This is a genomic window from Inquilinus limosus, from assembly GCF_002195995.1.
GTDB classification, from domain to species: Bacteria; Pseudomonadota; Alphaproteobacteria; order DSM-16000; family Inquilinaceae; genus Inquilinus; species Inquilinus limosus_C.
The window spans coordinates 94,207-102,516 of sequence record NZ_NHON01000012.1; the positions used below are offsets into that span (position 1 = coordinate 94,207).

At 70.0% G+C, this 8,310-nt stretch carries 9 protein-coding genes; 1 reads left to right on the forward strand and 8 read right to left on the reverse strand.

Going from position 1 to position 8,310, the window contains the following annotated elements; translation table 11 throughout:
- Positions 1 to 26 precede the first annotated feature (26 nt).
- From BWR60_RS09215 to BWR60_RS09225, 3 genes are read right to left on the reverse strand one after another with little or no spacing between them, the layout of a single operon-like run.
- Positions 27 to 881, reverse strand: coding sequence for a carbohydrate ABC transporter permease (locus tag BWR60_RS09215; RefSeq protein ID WP_088150710.1), 855 nt, complete (start codon positions 879 to 881; stop codon positions 27 to 29).
- A complete protein-coding gene (locus BWR60_RS09220) occupies positions 878 to 1,801 on the reverse strand; it encodes a carbohydrate ABC transporter permease (RefSeq protein WP_218823416.1) in 924 nt (307 codons plus the stop codon). The genes BWR60_RS09215 and BWR60_RS09220 overlap by 4 nt, the downstream gene beginning before the upstream one ends.
- A gap of 10 nt (positions 1,802 to 1,811) precedes the next feature.
- Positions 1,812 to 2,909 (reverse strand): ABC transporter ATP-binding protein, encoded by a 1,098-nt coding sequence (locus BWR60_RS09225; RefSeq protein ID WP_088150712.1) that lies wholly within the window; start codon positions 2,907 to 2,909, stop codon positions 1,812 to 1,814.
- 119 nt (positions 2,910 to 3,028) lie between these two features.
- Between BWR60_RS09225 and BWR60_RS09230 the strand changes: the two genes are divergently transcribed.
- Positions 3,029 to 3,763 carry a FadR/GntR family transcriptional regulator gene (locus tag BWR60_RS09230; protein WP_179221695.1) on the forward strand — a complete coding sequence of 245 codons (735 nt, stop codon included), beginning with the start codon at positions 3,029 to 3,031 and terminating at the stop codon, positions 3,761 to 3,763.
- Positions 3,764 to 3,941: 178 nt separating this feature from the next.
- Here BWR60_RS09230 and BWR60_RS09235 read toward each other — a convergent pair whose 3' ends face one another.
- From BWR60_RS09235 to BWR60_RS09255, 5 genes are all read right to left on the reverse strand, one after another.
- On the reverse strand, positions 3,942 to 4,307 hold the full coding sequence (locus BWR60_RS09235) for a hypothetical protein (protein ID WP_088150713.1): 366 nt from the start codon (positions 4,305 to 4,307) through the stop codon (positions 3,942 to 3,944).
- Positions 4,308 to 4,329: 22 nt separating this feature from the next.
- Positions 4,330 to 4,866: an SRPBCC family protein gene (locus BWR60_RS09240; RefSeq protein WP_088150714.1), complete on the reverse strand. Its 537-nt coding sequence runs from the start codon at positions 4,864 to 4,866 to the stop codon at positions 4,330 to 4,332.
- Entirely contained in the window at positions 4,863 to 5,207 is a 345-nt protein-coding gene (locus tag BWR60_RS09245) for an ArsR/SmtB family transcription factor (protein WP_088150715.1), read from the reverse strand. The genes BWR60_RS09240 and BWR60_RS09245 overlap by 4 nt, the downstream gene beginning before the upstream one ends.
- Positions 5,208 to 5,389: 182 nt before the next feature.
- On the reverse strand, positions 5,390 to 7,138 hold the full coding sequence (locus BWR60_RS09250; RefSeq protein ID WP_088150716.1) for an ABC transporter ATP-binding protein/permease: 1,749 nt from the start codon (positions 7,136 to 7,138) through the stop codon (positions 5,390 to 5,392).
- 111 nt (positions 7,139 to 7,249) lie between these two features.
- The coding region (locus BWR60_RS09255; protein WP_230983002.1) for a pseudouridine synthase at positions 7,250 to 8,310 on the reverse strand (1,061 nt) is incomplete at its 5' end.

An 8,310-nucleotide genomic window follows, 5' to 3' on the forward strand; every position in this document is an offset into this window, starting at 1 on the left:
TGGTTCCGGCCGTTTCGGCCGACGTCTCAGCGGACGGCGGCGCCGGCGACGGCCGTGACGATGTATTTCTGGAAGAACAGGTAGACGATCAGCACGGGCAGCCCGGCGAAAACCGACTGCGCCATCAGGTAGCCCAGGCCCTCGGACTGGGCGAAGTTGGTCTGGGTCGACGCCAGGCCGACGGTCAGGGTGAACATCTCCGGCTTGGTGGCCGAGATCAGGGGCCAGAGGTAGTCGTTCCAGGCGCTGAGGAAGGTGAAGATCCCCAGCGTCGCCTGGGCCGGCACGGTCAGCGGCAGCAGCACGCGCCAGAAGGTCTTGAAGCGCGAGGCGTTGTCCAGGAGGGCCGCCTCGTCCAGCTCGCGCGGGATCGCCTTGAAGTACTGCGTCATCAGGAAGACGCCGAACGGCGCCGACAGATGCGGCAGGATCAGCCCGAGATAGGAATTGTGGATCTTCAGGTCGTTGAACATCTGGAAGCGGGCGATGATCACCGCCTGCTCCGGCACCGCCAGGCCGATCAGCACCAGCGCGAAGACCAGGCCGCGGCCGGGGAACTGGGCGCGGGCGAAGCCGTAGCCGGCCAGCGACGCCAGCACCAGCACGCCCAGGGTCTGGCCCAGCGCCACGACCACGCTGTTCAGCACCCAGCGGAACACCCCGGAATTGGCGAGGATGTCGGTGTAGTTCTTCAGCGTATAGGGCGCCCGGAACAGCGTGCCGGTGTCGGTCATCAGCTCGCTGTTGGGCTTGAAGGACAGGCCGGTGATCCAGGCCACCGGCACCACCCAGATCACGGCGAGCAGGATGACGGCCCACAAGATCAGCCGGTCGCCCAGGCTGCGGCCGACCATGCCCCGGGATTGCGCGATGGCGGTCATGCCTCGGCCCTCCGGCGGGTCAGCAGGTATTGTGCCATGGCGGCGATCAGCATCAGCCCGAACAGCACCTCGGACGCCGCGGCGGCGTAGCCCAGGTCCCAGTTGCGGAAACCCTGCTCGTAGATGAACTGCACGATCGGGCGCGAGGCGTTGTTCGGCCCGCCGCGGGTCAGCAGGTAGGACTGCCCGAACAGCTGGAACTGGTAGACGATCTCGACCACGGCGACGAGCACCACGGTCCGCCGGATCGAGGGCAGGGTGATGTGCCGGAACGCCCGCCAGCGGCCGGCGCTGTCCAGCGCCGCGGCCTCGTACAGCTCGCGCGGGATCTGCTGCAGCGCGGCCAGGAACAGCATCATCGGCAGGCCGATGCCCCACCACACGGTGGCGGCGGCGATACCGGGCAGGGCCAGGCTCGGGTCGCTCAGGATCGGGATCGGCGCCTGGCCGAACAGGCCCAGGACATTGGTCAGCAGGCCGCGATCCGGCAGGTACACCATCTTCCAGACGATGGTGACGATGGTGACCGACAGCACCGAGGTGGCGAAGAAGGTGGCGCGCAGCGCTGCCGCGGCCCGGGTCGGCCGGTTCAGTGCCAGGGCCAGGACCAAGCCGACCACGACGAAGGCCGGCACCGTCATCAGCACGAACAGCGCCGTGTTCCAGACCGCGCCCAGGAAGATCTTGTCGGCGAACAGGCGCTTGTAGTTGGCGAGGCCGGCATAGGCGCCGGTGCCGTCGAACATGTCGAACTTCTGCAGGCTGATCCAGATGCCGTCGAACAGCGGCCAGACCAGCAGCAGCAGGTAGACGATCAGGAAGGGCAGGACGAAGCCGACATTGCGCCAGTCCGGCCCGATCCGGGCACCGCCCAGGCGGCGGGTCCGTTCGATGCTGCGGCCGGTGGCGGTGGCGGTCACCATCCCCTCCTCACGCCGCCCGGACTGACGTGGCCGCGTGGCGGCCGACGCCGTCGGCGCCGAACAGGTGCACGGCGGCGGGGTCGATGCGCAGCGCCACCCGGTCCTCGACCGCGACGCCGCTCAGCCCCGCATCCTCCGCGATCAGGGTCGACCCGTCCTGCAGCCGGACATGGAGGTGGGTGCGGTCGCCCAGCCGCTCGACCACCTCGACCGTGCCCTGCGTGCTGCCCTGGCCGTCGATCCGCACCGCCTCGGCCCGCAGGCCCAGCGTGATCGGCTGGTGCGCCGGCAGCCCGTCGGCGGGCACCGGGGTGCGCAGTTCGGTCCCGTCCGGCAGGCGCAGCACGGCGCCGCCCTGCTCGCCGACAACCATGGCGTCGAGGAAGGTCATCGCCGGCACGCCGACGAAGCGGGCGACGAATTTGGTGGCCGGCCGGGTGTAGATTTCCATCGGCGTGCCGACCTGCTCGATGCGGCCCTCGTTCATCACCACGATGCGGTCGGCCAGCGTCATCGCCTCGACCTGGTCATGGGTGACGAAGATCATGGTGGCGCGCAGCCGCCGGTGCAGCCGCGCCAGCTCCACCCTTGTGCGCACGCGCAGCGCCGCGTCCAGGTTCGACAGCGGCTCGTCGAACAGGAAGGCGCGCGGCTCCTTGACGATGGCGCGGCCGATGGCGACGCGCTGGCGCTGGCCGCCGGACAGCTGGCCCGGCTTCCGCTGCAGCAGCTCCTCGATCTCCAGTGTCCGCGCGGCGGCCTGGACGCGTTGCTCGATCTCCGGCTGCTTCAGGCCGATGTTGCGCAGCCCGAACGCCATGTTCTCGAAGATCGTCATATGGGGGTACAGGGCGTAGTGCTGGAACACCATCGCCACCCGGCGGGCGCCCGGCGGCAGGGTGTCGACCCGGGTGCCGGCGATGCGGATCTCGCCGCCATCGACGCTCTCCAGCCCGGCGATCATGCGCAGCAGGGTGGACTTGCCGCAGCCGGACGGTCCCAGGAAGACCATGAACTCGCCCGACTCGACCGACAGCGACAGGCCGTCGAACACCGTGACCGGCCCGAAGCGCTTGCTGACATCCCGGATCTCGATGTCGGCCACCCCATTTCCTCCCCAATGGTATTATCATATGATTCGATCATCGGGGTGATCGGCGGTCTTTGTCAACCGGGCCTTCCCCGGCCTATCGATGAAAAGAGGGAAAAGGTGGAGACGGTCTGATGCTGGAACGGGAGATGGTGCTGGTCGGGACGATGAGCGCCCAGGTGTCGAACAGCCTGGGCATGCGCATCGTGTCCGGCGAGTTCCGGCCCCATGATTCGCTGCCGATCGAGAGCGAGCTGTGCCAGACCTATGGCGTCAGCCGCACCACGTTGCGCGAGGCGATCAAGAGCCTGGCCGGCAAGCGGCTGATCGAGGTGTCGCCGAAGACCGGCACAAGGGTGCTGCCCTTCGGCGAATGGAACCTCTTGGACCGCGACGTGCTGGCCTGGCGGCTGCAGGCGCAGTTCGACGCCAAGATCGTCGAGGACATCTTCGAGATGCGGATGTGCTTCGAGCCGCGGGCGTCGCACCTGGCGGCGCGCGACGGCACGGCCGAGGACCATGCCGCGATCGAGCGCCATTTCCGCCAGCTGGCCCGCGCCTATGAGGAGAAGCAGCCGGTGAAGGTGTCGTCCGAGGCGGCGCTGGAATTCCACCTGGCGATCATCACCGCCTCGCATAACGGCCTGTTCGTGACCATCGGCGCGGCGGTGAAGTCGGCGCTGCGGGTGTCGTCGGAGATGCAGCAGCGCCACGCCACCACGCCGAGCGAGGATGTGGCGCTGCACGACGCGGTGCGCACCGCGATCATGGGCCGGCAGCCGGAGGCGGCGGCCGCGGCGATGGCGCGGTTGCTGGAAGCGTCGCACGCCCGCCTGCTGCCGCTGACGACGGAGCCGAAGAGGGGATGATGGTGCTGGTTGGACGGGCCGGTGCCCGCCCCCTCACCCGAAATCGCGTGCCGCAATTTCGACCTCTCCCCAAGGAGAGGTGAAGATTCCCTCTCCTTGGGGAGAGGGAGGGGCCCGGCGCCGCAGGCGACGGGAAGGTGAGGGGGCTTGCACCGGCGGATCCGTCAGCAGCCAGTCCTCAATACTGGCTGCTCTTCGCCGTGACGATGTGGATGATCCCGGCGGGATCCGAGATCCAAAAGCCCTCGAAGCCGTCGGGCAGGCGCTCGATCTCGTCGCGCCGGGCGACGCCGGCGGCGGCGAGGTGCCCGGCCGCCTTGGGGACGTCGTCGGCCACGACCTCCAGCCACAGCTCGGCCTGGCTGATGGCGTCGACCCGGTCGATCCACAGCTGGTTGGCACCGAATTCGAAGCCCACCGCCGGCGGGTGGTTGTCCAACGGCTTCAGCCCGATCACGTCGCGATAGAAGCGGACCGTGGCGTCGTATTGGTGCGGCGGCACCTTCAGCGCGATGTTGCGGCCGCCGGCGAAGGTCGCGGTCATGGCAGTGTCCCTCCGATCGGCGTCAGGCCGAGGCGATGCGGGTCTCGTACTCGGCCTCGAGCGGCGTGTGGGTGATGAAGAAGGGCTGCGGCACTCGCCCGTTCATGCGGTCGACCAGGATGCCGAGATGGGTGTGCCAGCCACCGGCCGCGCTCGCCATCTTGTCCCGCCCGAGGCGGCGATGGGTCAGCACCAGCAGCACGTCCTCGCCCCGCGGCGTCAGCTCGAAGGTCACCTCCGATTCCTGGCCGGCCGGGCCGGGCCAGCTATGGGCCAGGAGCCGCGGCGGCTCCCAGCGCGTCACCCGGGCGGTGGAGCTGGCGCCCTTCTCCATCGATTTGTACTTGGCCGGGATCTGGTCCGGCAGCGGCGACAGCCCGGAATGCAGGAAGTGCAGCTCCACCTGGCCGCCGATGCGCGGCTCGACGGCGCCCTTGGCCAGCCACAGGCCGCGCTTGTCGGACTCGGTCAGAAAGGCCCAGATCCGCTCGATCGGGCCCGGCAGCAGCCGCTCGAACCGGACCGTGTCGGCGGCGATCAGGGTGCCGTAGTCGCTCATGGTGTCTCTCCCGTGTCGGTGGGGCCCGTGTCGGTGGGGGGCGGGGCGGCGCGCAGCTGCCGCTCCAGCTCGTCCAGCCGGCCGCCCCAGAAGCGGCGGATGCGGCGCAGCCACTCGTCCATCGCGTCGAAGCCCTTCCGATCGAGCGTGTAGATCCGCCGCTGCGCCTCGGGCCGGACGGTGATCAGCCCGGCCTCGCGCAGCACCTTGAGGTGCTGGGAGACGGCCGGTCCGCTCATCGCGAACTCCCCGGCAATCTCGCCGGCCCCGCGCTCCCCCGCCGCCAGCATCTCGACGATGCGAAGCCGGGTGGGGTCGGCGAGGGCGGCGAAGGCGTTCATGAGTCTTTTATGAAGGTGTTACTTAAATAAGTCAATTATTAAATATAGACTCGCAACCAGACGTCGTCATTGCGAGGAGGCGAAGCCGACGAAGCAATCCATCGATCCGCACGAGCGGATGCATGGATTGCTTCGCTGCGCTCGCAATGACGGGAGTGGCAGGAAGGGGCGGGGCCGGGTCCTCAGGCCGCGGCGGCTGCGGGCGCCTCGACCAGGCGGCCGGGCCCCGCGCCCTCCTTCTCGATCCGCCAGCGGCGGTCGTGGAAGGCGGCGACCTTGGGGTCGTGCGAGATGGTCAGCCAGGTGGTGCCGGGCAGGCGGTCGCGCAGCAGCGCGAACATCCGCTGTTCGGTCGCCTCGTCCAGCGCGCTCGTCGCCTCGTCGAGGAACAGCCAGTCCGGTCGGGAGAGGACCGCCCGGGCCACCGCCAGGCGCTGCTGCTCGCCCGGCGACAGGCGGCGGGCCCAGTACTCCTCCTGCTCCAGCGCCGGCACCAGATGGCCGAGATCGACCGCGCGCAGCGCCTCGACCGCGGCCTCAGCCGACACCTCCTCTGGCTTCGCCGGATAGGCGACGGCGGCGTGCAGCGTGCCCAGCGGCAGGTAGGGCCGCTGCGGCAGGAACAGCACCCTGGCGTCCTTCGGGATGCGGATCTGCGCCTTGCCGAAAGGCCAGATCCCGGCCAAGGCGCGGAACAGCGTCGACTTGCCGGCGCCGGACGGGCCGGTCAGCAGCAGCCGGTCGCCGGGGCGGACCGACAGGCCGCCGCCCTCGACCAGCGCCTGGCCATCGGGCAGGGCCAGCTGGACGGAGTCGACGGCCATGTCGTCGCGGGGCTCGGCCGCGACCGCGATCCCGACCGAGCCGGCCTGGGCCCGGGCGGCCTCCAGGCCGTGGCGGAAGCCGGTCAGACGGTCGACGGTCGCCTTGTAGTCGGCCAGCGTGGAATAGGCGCTGACGAACCAGGACAGCGAATCCTGGACATTGCCGAAGGCCTGGATGACCTGGACGACGCCGCCGAGCTCGATGGTCTTGGCGAAGTATTGCGGGGCGACGAGGATGCCGGGAAACACGGCGGAGGCCTGGCCGTAGGCGGAGGTGAAGAAGCCGAGCTTCTTCGTCCGGGTCATCAGCTGGTAGTAGTTCTCCATTACCCCGCCGAACAGGCGCAGCAGTCCCTGCTTCTCGCTCGGCTCACCGCCATAGAGCGCGATCGCTTCGGTGTTCTCGCGGAACCGGACCAGGCCGAAGCGGAAATCCGCCTCCCGCTTCTGCTGCAGGAAGCTCAGCCGGATCAGCGGACGGCCGACGAGATGGGTCAGGATGGTCCCGACGATGGCGTAGACGATGGCGGCCCACAGCATGAAATGCGGGATCGTGACGCTGCTGCCGCCCAGCAGCGGAATCGTCAGCGGCGCCGCCAGCCCCCACAGGATCACGGCGAAGGAGAAGAGATTCACCACATTGCCGAGGAAGCTGAGGCTGAGGGTGAGGGTGCCGTCGACGAATTGCTGGATGTCCTCGGCGATGCGCTGGTCGGGGTTGTCCGTGGCACCCGCGGTGAGCTGCTGGCGGTAATAGGCCCGGTCGGCCAGCCATTCGCCGAGCAGGTGCTCGGTCATCCAGCGCCGCCAGCGGATGCGTAGCCATTGCCCGAGATAGGTCGCGTAGACGCCGCGCAGGACGGACACGGTCGCCAGGCCGGCGAAGATCGCGATCTCGCGCCAGAATGCGGGCTGGTTGTAGTCCTGCAGCGCCTGGTAGAAGCGGTTGTACCAGAAGCTGAACTGGACGCTCAGGAACACGGCGCCGAGCGTGAAGGCGACGATCACCGCCAGCAGGCCGATCGCCGGCCATTTCTCCTTCGACCGCCAGAACGGCATCAGGAGGGCGAAGAAATCCTTCCAGAACCGGCGCGTGCTTGGCTTCATGGGATGCGTCCGCCGCGCGGCGGATCCTCGGCTGCGACTGCAACCGTGATATCCCCCGCGGGCGGGCCGTACCCGTGAATTGCACGTAACTTTCAGGTAATCGGGCCGTTATCAGCGCAGGCCGGACAGGATTTCCTCCCGCTCCACCGTGATCCATGCCCCGGGCGGCAGGTCGCCGAGGGTGAGGTTGCCGAGGGCGACGCGGACCAGGCGCAGCGTCGGGAGGCCGACCGCCGCCGTCATCCGCCGCACCTGGCGGTTGCGGCCCTCGGTCAGGGTCAGCCGCAGCCAGGCGGTCGGGATGGCCTTCCGGACCCGGATCGGCGGGTCGCGCGGCGGCAGGTCGGGCTCCCCGGCCACCCGCTCGATGCCGCAGGGGCGGGTCGGGCCGTCGGTCAGGGCGATGCCGCCGGCCAGGGCTTGCAGCGCCTCCTCCGCCGGATCGCCCTCGACCTGCGCCAGATAGGTCCGGGGATGGCCGTGCTTCGGGTCCAAGAGGCGCTTGATCAGCGGCCCGTCATCGGTCAGCAGCAGCAGCCCCTCGCTGTCGGCGTCCAGCCGGCCGGCGGCGTAGATGCCGGGCGGCAGGCCGAATTCGTTCAGGCCGCGCCAGCGCCCCTCCGGCGTGAACTGGCTCAGCACGCCATAGGGCTTGTGGAAGACGACATAGCGGCACTGGTCCGGCTCCGGCGACGGGCGCTTGCGCCGCTCCTCGCGCCAGCGCTCGCCCGGCTTCGCCGTCCTCGGCCTGGTGGCCCCGGCGTCGTCGCCGATCTTGCGCGATGAGGTCAGCGGGCGCCTTGGCGCGGTCCGGGCGCGCTCCCCGGGGGCTTCGACAGGCGGCTCGGCGCGCTCCTCCGGCACGGGACCGCGCGGACGGCCGCGCCGGCGCGGGGCAGCATCTTCCGCCGGCTCCTCGCCGTCCCACAGCCACTCCGGCATGGCCGCGCGGGCGGCTTCCTGCGGCGAAGTGACCTTGGACCGCGATCCGCGCGGCTTGCCAGCCGGGGGGCGCCGGCCGTCCGCCGCGGGGCCGGCCCGCCTCGCGCCACGGGGGGCTTTCTCGTCGCCGGCCCTGGCGGTAGCGCGGGACGGCGGCTTGCCGTCGCGGGCCGGCCGGCGCTTCGGCGTCGCCTCCGGCTCGTCCTGCCGGGCGCCGCGGCCATCGGGGG

Excerpts from the sequence above, each read along its gene's own strand:
- BWR60_RS09240 (WP_088150714.1), bottom strand. The coding sequence starts at position 4,866 with ATGAGCGACTACGGCACCCTGATCGCCGCCGACACGGTCCGGTTCGAG.
- BWR60_RS09250 (WP_088150716.1), bottom strand. The coding sequence starts at position 7,138 with ATGAAGCCAAGCACGCGCCGGTTCTGGAAGGATTTCTTCGCCCTCCTG.
- BWR60_RS09245 (WP_088150715.1), bottom strand. The coding sequence starts at position 5,207 with ATGAACGCCTTCGCCGCCCTCGCCGACCCCACCCGGCTTCGCATCGTC.
- BWR60_RS09235 (WP_088150713.1), bottom strand. The coding sequence starts at position 4,307 with ATGACCGCGACCTTCGCCGGCGGCCGCAACATCGCGCTGAAGGTGCCG.
- BWR60_RS09230 (WP_179221695.1), top strand. The coding sequence starts at position 3,029 with ATGCTGGAACGGGAGATGGTGCTGGTCGGGACGATGAGCGCCCAGGTG.
- BWR60_RS09215 (WP_088150710.1), bottom strand. The coding sequence starts at position 881 with ATGACCGCCATCGCGCAATCCCGGGGCATGGTCGGCCGCAGCCTGGGC.